Source organism: Pseudomonas sp. AE27, assembly GCF_037113495.1.
Classification (GTDB): Bacteria; Pseudomonadota; Gammaproteobacteria; order Pseudomonadales; family Pseudomonadaceae; genus Aquipseudomonas; species Aquipseudomonas palmensis.
This window is the reverse complement of the sequence record NZ_CP146966.1, coordinates 5,324,854-5,341,061: the sequence shown is the minus strand read 5'-3', so window position 1 is coordinate 5,341,061 and position 16,208 is coordinate 5,324,854. Positions and strand designations below refer to the sequence as shown.

Below are 16,208 nucleotides of genomic sequence, written 5' to 3'. Positions count from 1 at the left end.
CACCTGCTTGTTTGGCTTCTCCCGACGGGAGCAGCCAGAAAATCGTGCAAACCCCATGGTTTGCGCCACCGTCATCGGTGGTTACCGCTCGTCATCGGCGCCGACCTGATCGGCTGCCAATAACGGAAAAAGGCCGGTGGCAAAAGCCACCAGCCATCAGCCTTTCGCTTGTCGCTCGGGCTGGAGACGCACAGTCGAAATTACTTCAGTTCGACGGTAGCGCCTGCTGCTTCCAGGTCAGCCTTGGCTTTGTCAGCGGCTTCTTTCGAAACGCCTTCAGCAACGACTTGAGGAGCGGTATCAACCTTTTCCTTGGCTTCTTTCAGGCCCAGGCCGGTCAGTTCACGAACAGCCTTGATCACGTTTACTTTCTTGTCGCCAGCGGCAACCAGAACAACGTTGAACTCGGTTTGCTCTTCAACAACGGCAGCGGCAGCAGCTGGGCCAGCAGCGGCAACAGCAGCGGTAACGCCGAAGGTTTCTTCCATTGCTTTGATCAGCTCAACAACTTCCAGAACGGTTTTCTGGCCGATTGCTTCGATGATTTGCTCGTTAGTCAGAGACATGACTTAAATCCTGTATTGGGGTGACAGCCTACGCAGCCATCAAATTAAACGTATGATTTCGAAAGGGCTTGCGGTGCCTTAGGCAGCAGCAGCTTCTTTCTGGTCGCGAACGGCTGCCAGAGTACGAGCCAGCTTGCTGGTCGCGCCTTGGATCACGCTCATCAGCTTCGCAATGGCCTCGTCGCGGGTCGGCAGGGAAGCCAACACGTCGATCTGGTTTGCGGCAAGGAACTTGCCGTCGAACGCAGCTGCCTTGATCTCGAACTTGCTCTGACCCTTGGCGAACTCAGCGAACAGACGGGCAGCAGCGCCCGGGTGTTCGTTGGAGAACGCGATCAGGGTAGGGCCGGTGAACACGTCGTTGAGGACACTGAATTCAGTGTCGGCAACAGCGCGCTTGAGCAGGGTGTTACGTACAACACGTACGTAAACGCCAGCTTCACGAGCCTCTTTACGGAGTCCGGTCATTGCGCCTACAGTCACACCACGGGCATCAGCCACGACAGCGGACAGAGCGACTTTGGCAGCCTCGTTGACTTCAGCGACGATGGCCTTCTTGTCTTCGAGTTTAATTGCCACGGGTAAAACTCCTGCTTGTTACCGTTTCATCCAGCCGAAGCCGAATGTCGTTTTGGTGTCTGACTCGGTAAGGAATCAGGGGCACCATCTGCGTAGGCTTGAGGTTTAAGGCTTGCGCCGCCTACGGTCTTGGATAGCCCCCGCCAGGCAGGGACCCCAATTTTTGCTGACGGGCGCAATTGCTCGCGCCCATCGCGGTCTTACGCGTTCAGGGAACCTTGATCGATTACCAGACCTGGGCCCATGGTGGTGCTCAGGGTAACGCGCTTGACGTAGATACCTTTCGAGGAAGCTGGCTTGATACGCTTCAGATCAGCGATCAGGGCTTCAACGTTTTCCTTCAGCTTGACGGCTTCAAAGCCGATCTTGCCAACGGAAGTGTGGATAATGCCGTTTTTGTCGGTACGGTAGCGAACCTGACCAGCCTTGGCGTTTTTGACCGCGGTGGCTACGTCTGGAGTTACGGTGCCAACTTTAGGGTTAGGCATCAGGCCGCGAGGACCCAGAACCTGACCCAGCTGACCTACAACACGCATTGCGTCCGGGGAGGCAATAACGACGTCATAGTTCAGGTCGCCGCCTTTCATTTCGGCAGCCAGATCGTCCATGCCTACACGGTCAGCGCCGGCAGCCAGAGCGGCCTCGGCAGCTGGACCCTGGGTGAACACGGCAACACGTACGGTCTTGCCAGTGCCGTGTGGCAGCACGGTAGCGCTACGAACGACCTGGTCGGATTTACGTGGGTCAACGCCCAGGTTAACGGCTACGTCGAAGGACTCGCTGAACTTCACGGTAGACAGTTCGGCCAGCAGCACTGCTGCTTCTTCGAAGTTGTAGACTTTGCCCGCTTCGATTTTCGAAGCGATAGCCTTTTGGCGCTTGGTCAGCTTAGCCATTACACACCCTCCACGTTGAGGCCCATGCTGCGAGCGGAACCGGCGATGGTACGCACGGCCGCTTCCATGTCAGCAGCGGTCAGATCAGCATTTTTGGTTTTTGCGATCTCTTCCAGCTGAGCACGGGTCACAGTACCGACTTTGACGGTGTTCGGACGCGCAGAACCGCTGGTCAGGCCAGCTGCTTTCTTCAGCAGAACCGAAGCAGGGGTGCTTTTGGTTTCGAAAGTGAAGCTACGGTCACTGTATACAGTGATGATCACAGGAGTCGGCAGGCCGGCTTCTTGACCCTGGGTACGGGCGTTGAAGGCCTTGCAGAATTCCATGATGTTCACACCGTGTTGACCCAGTGCTGGGCCGACGGGTGGACTTGGGTTGGCCTGGCCGGCCTTTACTTGCAGCTTGATGTAAGCCTGAATCTTCTTAGCCATGAGCTACTCCAATATCGGGTACAAGCGCCAGATGGCTCCCCGGATTACTTGCGTTTTATCCCAGTGACGACAAAACCCCGCAGCACATAGGGCTGCGGGGTATGGGATGCGTCGTTCTGCTAGACCTTTTCGACCTGGCTGAACTCAAGCTCCACCGGAGTAGAGCGACCAAAGATGAGCACCGCTACCTGGAGCCGGCTCTTCTCGTAGTTAACCTCTTCGACCGTGCCGTTGAAATCAGCAAACGGACCGTCTACAACACGAACCACTTCACCTGGCTCGAACAGCGTTTTCGGCTTCGGCTTGTCGCTGCCATCGGCAACGCGACGCAGAATGGCCTCGGCTTCTTTATCGGTGATGGGTGCAGGCTTGTCTGCGGTACCACCAATGAAGCCCATGACGCGAGGGGTGTCCTTGACCAAGTGCCAAGTCCCTTCGTTCATGTCCATCTGAACCAGCACGTAGCCCGGGAAGAACTTACGCTCGCTTTTGCGCTTCTGGCCATTGCGCATTTCAACCACTTCTTCAGTGGGGACCAGAATCTCGCCGAAGCCATCTTCCATGCCAGCCAGCTTTACGCGCTCGATGAGCGAGCGCATCACATGCTTCTCGTAACCCGAGTAAGCATGCACAACATACCAACGCTTAGCCACAGGACACCCTTAGCCAACAATCAAGGAAATCAACCAGCCGAGCAGGGAATCGAGCCCCCACAACAGCAGCGCCATGACCAGGACAACAGCCACCACAATAAGGGTGGTCTGCATGGTCTCTTGGCGGGTTGGCCATACGACTTTACGAATCTCGGTGCGAGCTTCCTTTGCCAGCGCAAAGAACGACTTGCCCTTTGCAGTCTGCAAGGCAACAAAGCCAGCAACAGCAGCAAGAGCGAGGAGTGCAATAACGCGATACAGAATCGGCGAAGCGGAGTAATATTGATTTCCGACCACGCCTACCACCACCAAAGCGACAACAGCCAGCCACTTGAGCAGATCAAAACGAGAGTCTTGGGCTTCAGACTTGGGAGTCATCTAGGAGGATCCTGTGAAAAGAAAGCCAGACACACAAGGTGAATCTGGCAGGTCAGGAGGGAATCGAACCCCCAACCTACGGTTTTGGAGACCGTCGCTCTGCCAATTGAGCTACTGACCTAAAAGCTTATCAGGCCGACCATTATGCCGGCCTGATCGAGAGAAATCAACTACTTATTCAATAACCTTTGCTACCACACCCGCACCGACGGTACGACCGCCTTCACGGATAGCGAAGCGCAGACCGTCTTCCATCGCGATGGTCTTGATCAGAGTGACAGTCATCTGGATGTTGTCACCTGGCATTACCATTTCAACGCCTTCTGGCAGCTCGCAGTTACCAGTCACGTCAGTAGTACGGAAGTAGAACTGTGGACGGTAGCCTTTGAAGAACGGAGTGTGACGGCCGCCCTCTTCCTTGCTCAGAACATAGACTTCTGCGGTGAACTTGGTGTGCGGCTTGACCGAACCTGGCTTGACCAGAACCTGGCCACGCTCAACGTCGTCACGCTTGGTGCCGCGCAGCAGCACGCCGCAGTTCTCGCCAGCACGACCTTCGTCCAGCAGCTTGCGGAACATCTCAACACCGGTGCAGGTGGTGGTGGTGGTGTCACGCAGACCAACGATTTCCAGGGCGTCTTGAACGCGGACGATGCCACGCTCGATACGACCGGTAACAACGGTACCACGACCCGAGATCGAGAATACGTCTTCGATTGGCATCAGGAACGGCTTGTCGATAGCGCGCTCGGGCTCTGGGATGTAGCTATCCAGGGTTTCGACCAGACGCTTGACAGCGGTGGTGCCCATTTCGTTATCGTCTTTGCCTTCCAGCGCCATACGAGCCGAACCAATGATGATCGGGGTATCGTCGCCTGGGAAATCATAGGTGGACAGCAGGTCGCGAACTTCCATCTCGACCAGCTCCAGCAGCTCAGCGTCGTCTACCAGGTCAGCCTTGTTCAGGAAGACCACGATGTACGGAACGCCAACCTGACGGGACAGCAGGATGTGCTCACGGGTTTGCGGCATCGGACCATCAGCGGCCGAGCAAACCAGGATAGCGCCATCCATCTGAGCAGCACCGGTAATCATGTTTTTTACATAGTCGGCGTGACCCGGGCAGTCAACGTGCGCATAGTGACGAATGTTCGAGTCATACTCGACGTGCGCAGTATTGATGGTGATGCCACGTGCTTTTTCTTCCGGGGCGCTGTCGATCTTGTCGAAGTCAACCTTGGCAGAACCGAAAACCTCGGAGCAAACGCGAGTCAGCGCGGCGGTCAACGTCGTCTTACCATGGTCAACGTGACCAATGGTGCCGACGTTCACGTGCGGCTTGTTACGTTCGAACTTTTCCTTAGCCATCGAGACTGTCCCCCGGTAGAAGTAATAAGCAGATCAAACCGACCATTAAAACAAAGGCAGATATTTTCATATCTGCCTTGTCATATGGAGCTCTTGAGCGGATTTGAACCGCTGACCTCACCCTTACCAAGGGTGTGCTCTACCAACTGAGCTACAAGAGCGTAACACTGTGCAACAACAGCAAACCTGGAGCGGGTAGCGGGAATCGAACCCGCATCATCAGCTTGGAAGGCTGAGGTTCTACCACTAAACTATACCCGCGGAGCTTGCAGCTCTCGCTAAACTGGTGGAGGGAGAAGGATTCGAACCTTCGAAGTCGTAGACGTCAGATTTACAGTCTGATCCCTTTGGCCGCTCGGGAACCCCTCCAATGTGGCCGGCATTTTCTACTCTTGCCGTCCTGCTGTCAAGCTTTTTCTCATTAAAATCTTGAGGTTAGCTACTTCGACAACTGCTTCACTGCGTTACCACCTAGTGGTCATCGCTGTGGAGCGGGCGCCATTCTATGCAAACTATTCGATAGTTGCAACGCCTTCGCACAACATTATTTTATCTTTTAAGTCTTTGAAATCATGGGAAAGTCCGGCGAGCACCGTTGCGTCCAGCAAGCGACGGCTTTCAGGCGCTATCTGCAGCCACCACCCCTGACTGTCGGGCAGCCTCCCCACTACCTTGCGCGCCCGGATATCCAGGCTGATCAGACGCTGACGAAGGCTATTCAGTAGCTCGGGGCTAGCCAATGCCCCAAGGTAGAGACACTCATCGTCCTTCTGCGATGGCGCCTCGCGAGACTCGCTGAGTAGACGAATACCCTGCTGACTTCCCTTGTAGAGCGACAGCGATGTCACCTCTTTCGCCCTCAACGGTGCCTCCTGCTGGTGCCAGACGTAGTAGACGACATTGAGGACCAGCAATAACAGAAACAACCAGCGCATACACACCTCACTCCAGCGGACAGGCCATCGCCAGGCCTACGAACACCAGGTCGGGAACGATTCGGGCTTGCGGTACCACCTGGTGCAACAGTCCTGCGTCGCCACCGGTAATGAACAGGGTAAAATCCTCACCCCACAATGAGCGCGCCTGCTCGAGCTGAGTCAACACAAATCCATGCAGCATGAGCGTACAGCCACGCTCTACCGCCTCGACGGTAGAGCGCCCAGGCTGCAGACTCGACAATGCACGCTCGGCGGACTCGTCGTCATAGCGGATACGCCGGGTATGGGTACGCAATTGATTGCGCATCAATGGCATCCCAGGGCAGATGAAACCTCCGAGGTGTTCCCCCTGCGCCGATACGAAATCCGATGTGACAGCAGTCCCCAGATCGATGACCACGCATGCCCTTCTGGCCAGATGGTACCCGCCGAGCAAAGCCAGCCACCGATCGAGCCCAAGACGCTCGTAATCGTCATAGCCATTGGTAACCCCGGCCAATGCAGTTGCCGAGCGCGCGCGCACTATCGACAGCCCGAACGCCTTCACCAGGGCATCACCAAGATGATCGGTCTCTTCTTCTGTACGTACACTGACCAGGCGGCAACGGGCCGGGGTATCGCCCGCAAGCGCCTCAACAGCCTCGATCAGCGCCTGGTTGGTATCGACGATGCCGCCGCCAACAACCGATGCGTCGGTGCGGATAACCCGCCACTTGATAAAACTGTTACCGCAATCGAGCTCAAGAATCATCGCGTAACCTCAAACTGAGCTCACCACCACTAAAGCTCTTCTCAACACCTTCGACCTGAAGACGCAGCGCGCCCTGACGATCGATACCGAGCACAACGCCGTCGACCCTGGTGACGCCGGCTATCAACGATACTGCACACCCCTGCCACAGGTGCCCTTGCTCCCACTCCGCCTGCAAGTCGGTAAAACCCGACTGACGATGTCGCTCCAGGTAAACCTGCAGATTCTCATTGAGCAGCGCAACCAGCTGGTTGCGATCAACCTGCTGCCCTGTCTCGAGCCGGACGGATGTCCATGCCTGATCGACCTCGCTGTTGGTCTGCATATTCACGTTCACACCAATACCCAGCACCACATGACAGACATCAGCGGGATCCCCCACAAGCTCAAGAAGAATACCTGCGATCTTGCGACCGTTGGCCAGCACATCATTTGGCCACTTCAAGCCCGCTGCATTCACTCCGACGGACTGAAGGGTACGCATGACCGCCAAACCCACCACAAGGCTCAGGCCTTCCAGTTGCCGCATGCCACCGTCGATACGCAGCACCAGGCTGTAATAGAGATTCTGCGCAAAGGGGCTTGACCAGTTTCTGCCACGGCGACCGCGCCCTGCGCTCTGATGCTCAGCCAGAACCAGAAAGGGTGCCTGGCGGCCGGCACTGATCGCGCGCAACGCTTCGGCATTTGTCGAGTCAATCTCTTCATGGATGTGCATTGGCCAGAGCCGGCCTGTACCGGCACTCTCGATGGCGCTGACGTCCAACAGCGACAAGGGCGCAGCCAATCTGTAGCCCCGCCCTCGCACCTTGTACACCGGCAGACTCAATTCAGCCTCGAGATGCTGCAATTGCTTCCACACGGCGCTGCGGCTGATGCCCAGGGCAGCACCCAAGGCCTCGCCGGAATGGAATCGACCATCCTTGAGGAGTTTCAACAACTTCAGCATGCCAATCTCGACTCACAATGAGGCACGCATGATAGCTATGCGCTGAAGGATTGCATACCTGTTGTAGGACGCGTCCTTACGGAGAAATAGCTGCGTGATCGCAGCTTTTTTCGGCCCACAAAGACAAAACCCCTACCTGCAGATGCAGATAGGGGTTTCGGAATTTAATCTTGACGATGACCTACTCTCACATGGGGAAACCCCACACTACCATCGGCGATGCATCGTTTCACTACTGAGTTCGGGATGGGATCAGGTGGTTCCAATGCTCTATGGTCGTCAAGAAATTCTGTTGCCAGAAGGTCTTGTTCAGACACTCCAGCGAATCGGGTATGTGATGTTTGTGAGGTACAAATCTTCGGCTTACTGTGTCTTCACAACACCGCAATCTGGTCGTTCGACGCAAATTGCTTGGGTGTTATATGGTCAAGCCTCACGGGCAATTAGTATTGGTTAGCTCAACGCCTCACAGCGCTTACACACCCAACCTATCAACGTCGTAGTCTTCGACGGCCCTTCAGGGAGCTCAAGGCTCCAGTGAGATCTCATCTTGAGGCAAGTTTCCCGCTTAGATGCTTTCAGCGGTTATCTCTTCCGAACATAGCTACCCGGCAATGCCACTGGCGTGACAACCGGAACACCAGAGGTTCGTCCACTCCGGTCCTCTCGTACTAGGAGCAGCCCCTCTCAAATCTCAAACGTCCACGGCAGATAGGGACCGAACTGTCTCACGACGTTCTAAACCCAGCTCGCGTACCACTTTAAATGGCGAACAGCCATACCCTTGGGACCGGCTTCAGCCCCAGGATGTGATGAGCCGACATCGAGGTGCCAAACACCGCCGTCGATATGAACTCTTGGGCGGTATCAGCCTGTTATCCCCGGAGTACCTTTTATCCGTTGAGCGATGGCCCTTCCATACAGAACCACCGGATCACTAAGACCTACTTTCGTACCTGCTCGACGTGTCTGTCTCGCAGTCAAGCGCGCTTTTGCCTTTATACTCTACGACCGATTTCCGACCGGTCTGAGCGCACCTTCGTACTCCTCCGTTACTCTTTAGGAGGAGACCGCCCCAGTCAAACTACCCACCATACACTGTCCTCGATCCGGATAACGGACCTGAGTTAGAACCTCAAAGTTGCCAGGGTGGTATTTCAAGGATGGCTCCACGCAGACTGGCGTCCACGCTTCAAAGCCTCCCACCTATCCTACACAAGCAAATTCAAAGTCCAGTGCAAAGCTATAGTAAAGGTTCACGGGGTCTTTCCGTCTAGCCGCGGATACACTGCATCTTCACAGCGATTTCAATTTCACTGAGTCTCGGGTGGAGACAGCGCCGCCATCGTTACGCCATTCGTGCAGGTCGGAACTTACCCGACAAGGAATTTCGCTACCTTAGGACCGTTATAGTTACGGCCGCCGTTTACCGGGGCTTCGATCAAGAGCTTCGCGTTAGCTAACCCCATCAATTAACCTTCCGGCACCGGGCAGGCGTCACACCCTATACGTCCACTTTCGTGTTTGCAGAGTGCTGTGTTTTTAATAAACAGTCGCAGCGGCCTGGTATCTTCGACCGGCATGAGCTTACGGAGCAAGTCCTTCACCCTCACCGGCGCACCTTCTCCCGAAGTTACGGTGCCATTTTGCCTAGTTCCTTCACCCGAGTTCTCTCAAGCGCCTTGGTATTCTCTACCCAACCACCTGTGTCGGTTTGGGGTACGGTTCCTGGTTACCTGAAGCTTAGAAGCTTTTCTTGGAAGCATGGCATCAACCACTTCGTCGCCTAATGGCAACTCGTCATCAGCTCTCGGCCTTAAGATCCCGGATTTACCTAAGATCTCAGCCTACCACCTTAAACTTGGACAACCAACGCCAAGCTGGCCTAGCCTTCTCCGTCCCTCCATCGCAATAACCAGAAGTACAGGAATATTAACCTGTTTTCCATCGACTACGCTTTTCAGCCTCGCCTTAGGGACCGACTAACCCTGCGTCGATTAACGTTGCGCAGGAAACCTTGGTCTTTCGGCGTGGGAGTTTTTCACTCCCATTGTCGTTACTCATGTCAGCATTCGCACTTCTGATACCTCCAGCAAGCTTCTCAACTCACCTTCACAGGCTTACAGAACGCTCCTCTACCGCATCACCTAAGTGATACCCGTAGCTTCGGTGTATGGTTTGAGCCCCGTTACATCTTCCGCGCAGGCCGACTCGACTAGTGAGCTATTACGCTTTCTTTAAAGGGTGGCTGCTTCTAAGCCAACCTCCTAGCTGTCTAAGCCTTCCCACATCGTTTCCCACTTAACCATAACTTTGGGACCTTAGCTGACGGTCTGGGTTGTTTCCCTTTTCACGACGGACGTTAGCACCCGCCGTGTGTCTCCCATGCTCGGCACTTGTAGGTATTCGGAGTTTGCATCGGTTTGGTAAGTCGGGATGACCCCCTAGCCGAAACAGTGCTCTACCCCCTACAGTGATACATGAGGCGCTACCTAAATAGCTTTCGAGGAGAACCAGCTATCTCCGAGCTTGATTAGCCTTTCACTCCGATCCACAGGTCATCCGCTAACTTTTCAACGGTAGTCGGTTCGGTCCTCCAGTCAGTGTTACCTAACCTTCAACCTGCCCATGGATAGATCGCCCGGTTTCGGGTCTATACCCAGCGACTAAACGCCCTATTAAGACTCGCTTTCGCTACGCCTCCCCTATTCGGTTAAGCTCGCCACTGAATATAAGTCGCTGACCCATTATACAAAAGGTACGCAGTCACCTAACAAGTAGGCTCCCACTGCTTGTACGCATACGGTTTCAGGATCTATTTCACTCCCCTCTCCGGGGTTCTTTTCGCCTTTCCCTCACGGTACTGGTTCACTATCGGTCAGTCAGTAGTATTTAGCCTTGGAGGATGGTCCCCCCATATTCAGACAAAGTTTCTCGTGCTCCGTCCTACTCGATTTCATGACTAAGAGATTTTCGCGTACAGGGCTATCACCCACTATGGCCGCACTTTCCAGAGCGTTCCGCTAATCTCAAAGCCACTTAAGGGCTAGTCCCCGTTCGCTCGCCACTACTAAGGGAATCTCGGTTGATTTCTTTTCCTCAGGGTACTTAGATGTTTCAGTTCCCCTGGTTCGCCTCTTGCACCTATGTATTCAGTACAAGATACCTGACTTATGCCAGGTGGGTTCCCCCATTCAGAGATCTCCGGATCAAAGTCTGTTTGCCGACTCCCCGAAGCTTATCGCAGGCTACCACGTCTTTCATCGCCTCTGACTGCCAAGGCATCCACCGTATGCGCTTCTTCACTTGACCATATAACCCCAAGCAATCTGGTTATACTGTGAAGACAACATTCGCCGAAAACTTGTAATTACTCACAAATTTTACCTTAGCCTGAACACACACCAGTGAAAGTGCTGTCCAGTCTATCTTTCTATCACATACCCAAATTTTTAAAGAACGATTCTGATAAAGTTCAGAAATCAATATTCGACGCGAATATTCATTTCTAAGCTTTGACAAATTAGCAAGCGGGGTGGTGGAGCCAAGCGGGATCGAACCGCTGACCTCCTGCGTGCAAGGCAGGCGCTCTCCCAGCTGAGCTATGGCCCCAGCAAATTGGTGGGTCTGGGCAGATTCGAACTGCCGACCTCACCCTTATCAGGGGTGCGCTCTAACCAACTGAGCTACAGACCCAATCGAAGGTTGCTAACCTAATCGTCTTCTTCAATGAATCAAGCAATTCGTGTGGGAGCTTATGAGACAGCTGATGTCGTCGATTAAGGAGGTGATCCAGCCGCAGGTTCCCCTACGGCTACCTTGTTACGACTTCACCCCAGTCATGAATCACACCGTGGTAACCGTCCTCCCGAAGGTTAGACTAGCTACTTCTGGTGCAACCCACTCCCATGGTGTGACGGGCGGTGTGTACAAGGCCCGGGAACGTATTCACCGCGACATTCTGATTCGCGATTACTAGCGATTCCGACTTCACGCAGTCGAGTTGCAGACTGCGATCCGGACTACGATCGGTTTTGTGAGATTAGCTCCACCTCGCGGCTTGGCGACCCTCTGTACCGACCATTGTAGCACGTGTGTAGCCCAGGCCGTAAGGGCCATGATGACTTGACGTCATCCCCACCTTCCTCCGGTTTGTCACCGGCAGTCTCCTTAGAGTGCCCACCATAACGTGCTGGTAACTAAGGACAAGGGTTGCGCTCGTTACGGGACTTAACCCAACATCTCACGACACGAGCTGACGACAGCCATGCAGCACCTGTCTCAATGTTCCCGAAGGCACCAATCCATCTCTGGAAAGTTCATTGGATGTCAAGGCCTGGTAAGGTTCTTCGCGTTGCTTCGAATTAAACCACATGCTCCACCGCTTGTGCGGGCCCCCGTCAATTCATTTGAGTTTTAACCTTGCGGCCGTACTCCCCAGGCGGTCAACTTAATGCGTTAGCTGCGCCACTAAAATCTCAAGGATTCCAACGGCTAGTTGACATCGTTTACGGCGTGGACTACCAGGGTATCTAATCCTGTTTGCTCCCCACGCTTTCGCACCTCAGTGTCAGTATGAGCCCAGGTGGTCGCCTTCGCCACTGGTGTTCCTTCCTATATCTACGCATTTCACCGCTACACAGGAAATTCCACCACCCTCTGCCCTACTCTAGCTCGCCAGTTTTGGATGCAGTTCCCAGGTTGAGCCCGGGGATTTCACATCCAACTTAACGAACCACCTACGCGCGCTTTACGCCCAGTAATTCCGATTAACGCTTGCACCCTCTGTATTACCGCGGCTGCTGGCACAGAGTTAGCCGGTGCTTATTCTGTCGGTAACGTCAAAACAGCAAGGTATTCGCTTACTGCCCTTCCTCCCAACTTAAAGTGCTTTACAATCCGAAGACCTTCTTCACACACGCGGCATGGCTGGATCAGGCTTTCGCCCATTGTCCAATATTCCCCACTGCTGCCTCCCGTAGGAGTCTGGACCGTGTCTCAGTTCCAGTGTGACTGATCATCCTCTCAGACCAGTTACGGATCGTAGCCTTGGTGAGCCATTACCTCACCAACTAGCTAATCCGACCTAGGCTCATCTGATAGCGCAAGGCCCGAAGGTCCCCTGCTTTCTCCCGTAGGACGTATGCGGTATTAGCGTTCCTTTCGAAACGTTGTCCCCCACTACCAGGCAGATTCCTAGGTATTACTCACCCGTCCGCCGCTGAATCGAAGAGCAAGCTCTTCTCATCCGCTCGACTTGCATGTGTTAGGCCTGCCGCCAGCGTTCAATCTGAGCCATGATCAAACTCTTCAGTTCAATACTGCTTGGGTTTTGAGAAAACCCTAAACTTGGCTCAGCATTCTCAAATGACTTACTTTCAAATCTTTCGATTTTCGTGCATTCACTTGTGATGCTGATAATCTTTCTGACTATCAGTCTGAGCTCACAAGCACCCACACGAATTGCTTGATTCAATTGTTAAAGAGCGGTTGGTCAAGAACTTTTCGTCTCAACCGAGGCGCGCATTCTACGCTTTCCTCAGAGTCTGTCAAGCGTTTATTTTGAAGTTTTTCGTTTCACTTCAAACACTTGACTCGCTTCGATCTCTCGTAGCGGGAGGCGAATTCTACAGCGTTACAACCTGCTGTCAACCACCTTTTTCACCGCTGCCGATCTTTCAATCGAAGCACCTCCAGCCTGACCTGAAACATCCAACTCATTGATATTCAAGGAGTTTTTCGTTCCGACTGCGCCGGAAGTGGGGCGAATTATAGAGAGATTAAATCGTGCGTCAAGGGCTAATTTGAAACTTTCGCAAAACAAAGCAAACCAGCCCTTCTCTATATAGGAAGGGCGGCTTACGCCGCCCTCTCTTTATTCAGCCTTCAGACTGATACGTGCAAACGCCTTCTTGCCCGCCTGACACACATGAGTGGAGCCCAGCTCGAAGACGAAGCCACGATCAACGACCTCACCATCGACCTTCACGCTTCCTGCCGCCAGCAGATCACGGGCTGCCGCCGAGTTCTTGACCAGGCCCGCCTTGTTCAGCACAGCAGAAATCGGCATGGCCTCGGCAGCCAGCACGTCGATCTGCGGCAGGTCCTCCGGCAGCTCGCCATCCTTCATGCGATTACCCGCTGCGCGGTGGGCATTGGCCGCAGCCTCCTCACCATGGAAGCGGGCCACGATCTCTTCAGCCAGCTTGATCTTGATATCCCGCGGGTTGGCACCAGCAGCCACTTCAGCACGGAACCCATCGATCTCTTCCATGGAGCGAAAGCTCAGCAGCTCGAAGTAACGCCACATCAACGTATCAGGGATCGACACCAGCTTGCTGTACATCACCCCTGGTGCTTCATGGATACCTACATAGTTACCCAGCGACTTGGACATCTTCTTCACGCCATCCAGCCCTTCGAGCAACGGCATGGTGACGATGTTCTGCGCCTCCTGGCCGTAGCCACGCTGCAGCTCGCGCCCCATCAGCAGGTTGAACTTCTGGTCGGTACCGCCCAGCTCGACATCGGCCTTCAGCGCCACCGAGTCATAGCCCTGCACAAGCGGGTAGAGGAACTCGTGAATCGCGATCGGCTGATTGCTGGTATAGCGCTTGTCGAAGTCGTCGCGCTCGAGCATGCGCGCCACAGTGTACTGTGAAGCCAGGCGAATGAAGTCGGCCGGGGTCAGCGCATCCATCCAGGTAGAGTTGAACGCAACCTCGGTCTTGGCCGGATCAAGAATCTTGAACACCTGCTGCTTGTAGGTCTCGGCGTTCTCCAGCACCTGCTCGCGGGTCAACGGCGGGCGTGTTGCGCTCTTGCCGCTCGGGTCACCGATCATGCCGGTGAAGTCGCCGATCAGGAAGATCACCTGATGCCCCAGTTCCTGGAACTGGCGCAGCTTGTTAATAAGGACGGTGTGCCCCAGGTGCAGATCCGGCGCAGTCGGGTCGAAACCCGCCTTGATCCGCAGCGGTTGCCCGCGCTTGAGCTTCTCGACCAGTTCGGCCTCGACCAGTACCTCTTCCGCACCACGCTTGATCAGCGCTAGCTGCTCTTCAACCGACTTCATAACAGACCCGCAAGGCTCAGATTCAAAGGGCCCCAACCATACAAGATCAGCCATCAAATACAAGTTTTTGCCCCGGATGTGACCGCACACCCGACTGATGACGTCTGCGCGCTTGCGCTGAAGGGGATTTGGTTATATTTTATACAGTTATTTCATCTTCATCATGTCATTCATCTTTTCCAATCCATCTTTTTCAAAGTCAATCTACCTATGACCAACGAACCGACTAAAGCGCCTCCGCTTTATCCGAAGAGCCACCTGTTGGCCGCCAGCGGTATCGCCGCCCTGCTCAGCCTGGCCTTGCTGGTGTTCCCCTCCAGCGAGGTCGAAGCCAAGAAAACCACCCTTAACCTCGAGCTGGAATCCCCTGCCGAGCAGCTGAAGCAACAGGAAACCACCCAGGCCGACGTCCGCGAAGAAACCACCGCCTCGCCGTTCGCCCAGATTGACACTGCCCCCGCGCCCACCGAAGAAACCGCCAAGACCGAACCCACCCCAACTGCCGAACCCGCCAAGGATCCAAGCCACCGCGAAGTCACCGTGGCCCGTGGCGACACCCTGTCGACACTGTTCGCCAAGGTCGGCCTGCCGGCCAATGTGGTGCACGAGGTGCTTGCCAGCAACAAGCAGGCCAAGCAATTCAGCCAGCTCAAGCATGGCCAGGTACTGGAAATCGAACTGGACAAGGACGGCCAACTGGCCAGCCTGCATAGCAAGGTCAGCGATCTTGAGACCATCCGCCTGACCAAGGGCGACAAGGGCTATGCCTTCAACCGTGAAATCACCAAGCCAGTGGTTCGCTCGGCCTACGTGCACGGCGTCATCAAGAGTTCGCTGTCGGCTTCCGCGCAGCGTGCCGGCCTGAACCATTCGCTGACCATGGACATGGCCCGCATCTTCGGCTACGACATCGACTTCGCCCAGGACATCCGCCAGGGTGACGAATTCGACGTGATCTACGAACAGAAAGTGGTCAATGGCAAGGTGGTCGGCAACGGCAACATCCTGTCGGCACGCTTCACCAACCGCGGCAAGAGCTTCACTGCGGTGCGCTATACCAACAAGCAGGGCAATACCAGCTACTACACCGCCGACGGCAATAGCATGCGCAAGGCGTTCATTCGTACCCCGGTGGACTTCGCCCGCATCAGCTCGCGCTTCTCGGCAGGTCGCAAGCACCCTATCCTGAACAAGATCCGCGCCCACAAGGGCGTCGACTATGCAGCGCCGCGCGGCACGCCGATCAAGGCCGCCGGTGACGGCAAGGTACTGCTGGCAGGTCGCCGCGGAGGCTACGGCAACACCGTGATCATCAAGCACGGCAATACCTACCAGACCCTGTACGGGCACATGCAGGGCTTTGCCAAGGGCATCAAGACCGGCGGCACGGTCAAGCAGGGCCAGGTGATCGGCTACATCGGCACCACGGGGCTGTCCACCGGGCCGCACCTGCACTACGAGTTCCAGGTCAATGGCGTGCACGTCGACCCGCTCGGACAGAAGCTGCCAATGGCCGATCCGATCGCCAAGGCTGAACGCCAGCGCTTCCTGCAGCAAAGCCAGCCGCTGATGGCGCGCATGGAACAAGAGAAGGCCACCATGCTGGCCTCGGCCAAGCGCTAAG

Annotated in this window: 12 protein-coding genes, 6 tRNA genes and 3 rRNA genes; 1 reads left to right on the top strand and 20 read right to left on the bottom strand. The window is 55.1% G+C overall.

Annotated elements, in window-relative coordinates:
* Positions 1-200 precede the first annotated feature (200 nt).
* The 20 genes from rplL to tyrS form a co-directional block, all read right to left on the bottom strand.
* On the bottom strand, positions 201-566 hold the full coding sequence (gene rplL, locus V9K84_RS24490) for a 50S ribosomal protein L7/L12 (RefSeq protein WP_043861936.1): 366 nt from the start codon (positions 564-566) through the stop codon (positions 201-203).
* Between the two features lie 78 nt (positions 567-644).
* Positions 645-1,145 (bottom strand): 50S ribosomal protein L10, encoded by a 501-nt coding sequence (rplJ, locus tag V9K84_RS24485; RefSeq protein ID WP_043861937.1) that lies wholly within the window; start codon positions 1,143-1,145, stop codon positions 645-647.
* A 200-nt stretch (positions 1,146-1,345) separates the two neighbouring features.
* Complete coding sequence (rplA, locus tag V9K84_RS24480) at positions 1,346-2,041, bottom strand: 50S ribosomal protein L1 (protein WP_043861938.1); 696 nt, start codon at positions 2,039-2,041, stop codon at positions 1,346-1,348.
* Entirely contained in the window at positions 2,041-2,472 is a 432-nt protein-coding gene (rplK, locus tag V9K84_RS24475) for a 50S ribosomal protein L11 (RefSeq protein ID WP_028944937.1), read from the bottom strand. The genes rplA and rplK overlap by 1 nt, the downstream gene beginning before the upstream one ends.
* A gap of 119 nt (positions 2,473-2,591) precedes the next feature.
* Positions 2,592-3,125, bottom strand: a complete 534-nt coding sequence (gene nusG / locus V9K84_RS24470; RefSeq protein ID WP_043861939.1) for a transcription termination/antitermination protein NusG — start codon at positions 3,123-3,125, stop codon at positions 2,592-2,594.
* Between the two features lie 9 nt (positions 3,126-3,134).
* Positions 3,135-3,503 carry a preprotein translocase subunit SecE gene (secE, locus tag V9K84_RS24465; protein ID WP_058540796.1) on the bottom strand — a complete coding sequence of 123 codons (369 nt, stop codon included), beginning with the start codon at positions 3,501-3,503 and terminating at the stop codon, positions 3,135-3,137.
* Between the two features lie 45 nt (positions 3,504-3,548).
* Positions 3,549-3,624, bottom strand: a tRNA-Trp gene (locus V9K84_RS24460).
* A 53-nt stretch (positions 3,625-3,677) separates the two neighbouring features.
* Positions 3,678-4,871, bottom strand: coding sequence for an elongation factor Tu (gene tuf / locus V9K84_RS24455; protein WP_100634181.1), 1,194 nt, complete (start codon positions 4,869-4,871; stop codon positions 3,678-3,680).
* A gap of 85 nt (positions 4,872-4,956) precedes the next feature.
* Positions 4,957-5,032 (bottom strand) — tRNA-Thr (locus V9K84_RS24450).
* Between the two features lie 26 nt (positions 5,033-5,058).
* Positions 5,059-5,132, bottom strand: a tRNA-Gly gene (locus V9K84_RS24445).
* A gap of 23 nt (positions 5,133-5,155) precedes the next feature.
* A tRNA-Tyr gene (locus V9K84_RS24440) sits at positions 5,156-5,240 on the bottom strand.
* Between the two features lie 143 nt (positions 5,241-5,383).
* Positions 5,384-5,806, bottom strand: coding sequence for a hypothetical protein (locus V9K84_RS24435; RefSeq protein ID WP_043861942.1), 423 nt, complete (start codon positions 5,804-5,806; stop codon positions 5,384-5,386).
* A 7-nt stretch (positions 5,807-5,813) separates the two neighbouring features.
* Positions 5,814-6,560, bottom strand: a complete 747-nt coding sequence (locus V9K84_RS24430) for a pantothenate kinase (protein WP_043861943.1) — start codon at positions 6,558-6,560, stop codon at positions 5,814-5,816.
* Complete coding sequence (gene birA / locus V9K84_RS24425) at positions 6,550-7,509, bottom strand: bifunctional biotin--[acetyl-CoA-carboxylase] ligase/biotin operon repressor BirA (RefSeq protein ID WP_043861944.1); 960 nt, start codon at positions 7,507-7,509, stop codon at positions 6,550-6,552. The genes V9K84_RS24430 and birA overlap by 11 nt, the downstream gene beginning before the upstream one ends.
* 168 nt (positions 7,510-7,677) lie before the next feature.
* A 5S ribosomal RNA gene (gene rrf / locus V9K84_RS24420) occupies positions 7,678-7,793 on the bottom strand.
* 138 nt (positions 7,794-7,931) lie between these two features.
* A 23S ribosomal RNA gene (locus tag V9K84_RS24415) occupies positions 7,932-10,821 on the bottom strand.
* A 224-nt stretch (positions 10,822-11,045) separates the two neighbouring features.
* Positions 11,046-11,121, bottom strand: a tRNA-Ala gene (locus V9K84_RS24410).
* Between the two features lie 7 nt (positions 11,122-11,128).
* Positions 11,129-11,205: transfer RNA gene (locus tag V9K84_RS24405), tRNA-Ile, on the bottom strand.
* Between the two features lie 84 nt (positions 11,206-11,289).
* Positions 11,290-12,826 (bottom strand): 16S ribosomal RNA (locus tag V9K84_RS24400).
* Together the 16S, 23S and 5S rRNA genes with 2 tRNA genes alongside form the textbook arrangement of a ribosomal RNA operon.
* Positions 12,827-13,384: 558 nt before the next feature.
* A complete protein-coding gene (tyrS, locus tag V9K84_RS24395) occupies positions 13,385-14,584 on the bottom strand; it encodes a tyrosine--tRNA ligase (protein WP_088514310.1) in 1,200 nt (399 codons plus the stop codon).
* A 210-nt stretch (positions 14,585-14,794) separates the two neighbouring features.
* Between tyrS and V9K84_RS24390 the strand changes: the two genes are divergently transcribed.
* Positions 14,795-16,207 carry a peptidoglycan DD-metalloendopeptidase family protein gene (locus V9K84_RS24390; protein ID WP_043859836.1) on the top strand — a complete coding sequence of 471 codons (1,413 nt, stop codon included), beginning with the start codon at positions 14,795-14,797 and terminating at the stop codon, positions 16,205-16,207.
* Position 16,208: the final 1 nt, after the last annotated feature.

Bases quoted from the DNA above. Each gene is read 5' to 3' on its own strand.
- secE (WP_058540796.1), bottom strand. From the start codon at position 3,503: ATGACTCCCAAGTCTGAAGCCCAAGACTCTCGTTTTGATCTGCTCAAG.
- rplL (WP_043861936.1), bottom strand. From the start codon at position 566: ATGTCTCTGACTAACGAGCAAATCATCGAAGCAATCGGCCAGAAAACC.
- rplK (WP_028944937.1), bottom strand. From the start codon at position 2,472: ATGGCTAAGAAGATTCAGGCTTACATCAAGCTGCAAGTAAAGGCCGGC.
- birA (WP_043861944.1), bottom strand. From the start codon at position 7,509: ATGCTGAAGTTGTTGAAACTCCTCAAGGATGGTCGATTCCATTCCGGC.
- rplA (WP_043861938.1), bottom strand. From the start codon at position 2,041: ATGGCTAAGCTGACCAAGCGCCAAAAGGCTATCGCTTCGAAAATCGAA.
- V9K84_RS24435 (WP_043861942.1), bottom strand. From the start codon at position 5,806: ATGCGCTGGTTGTTTCTGTTATTGCTGGTCCTCAATGTCGTCTACTAC.
- tyrS (WP_088514310.1), bottom strand. From the start codon at position 14,584: ATGAAGTCGGTTGAAGAGCAGCTAGCGCTGATCAAGCGTGGTGCGGAA.
- V9K84_RS24430 (WP_043861943.1), bottom strand. From the start codon at position 6,560: ATGATTCTTGAGCTCGATTGCGGTAACAGTTTTATCAAGTGGCGGGTT.
- tuf (WP_100634181.1), bottom strand. From the start codon at position 4,871: ATGGCTAAGGAAAAGTTCGAACGTAACAAGCCGCACGTGAACGTCGGC.
- V9K84_RS24390 (WP_043859836.1), top strand. From the start codon at position 14,795: ATGACCAACGAACCGACTAAAGCGCCTCCGCTTTATCCGAAGAGCCAC.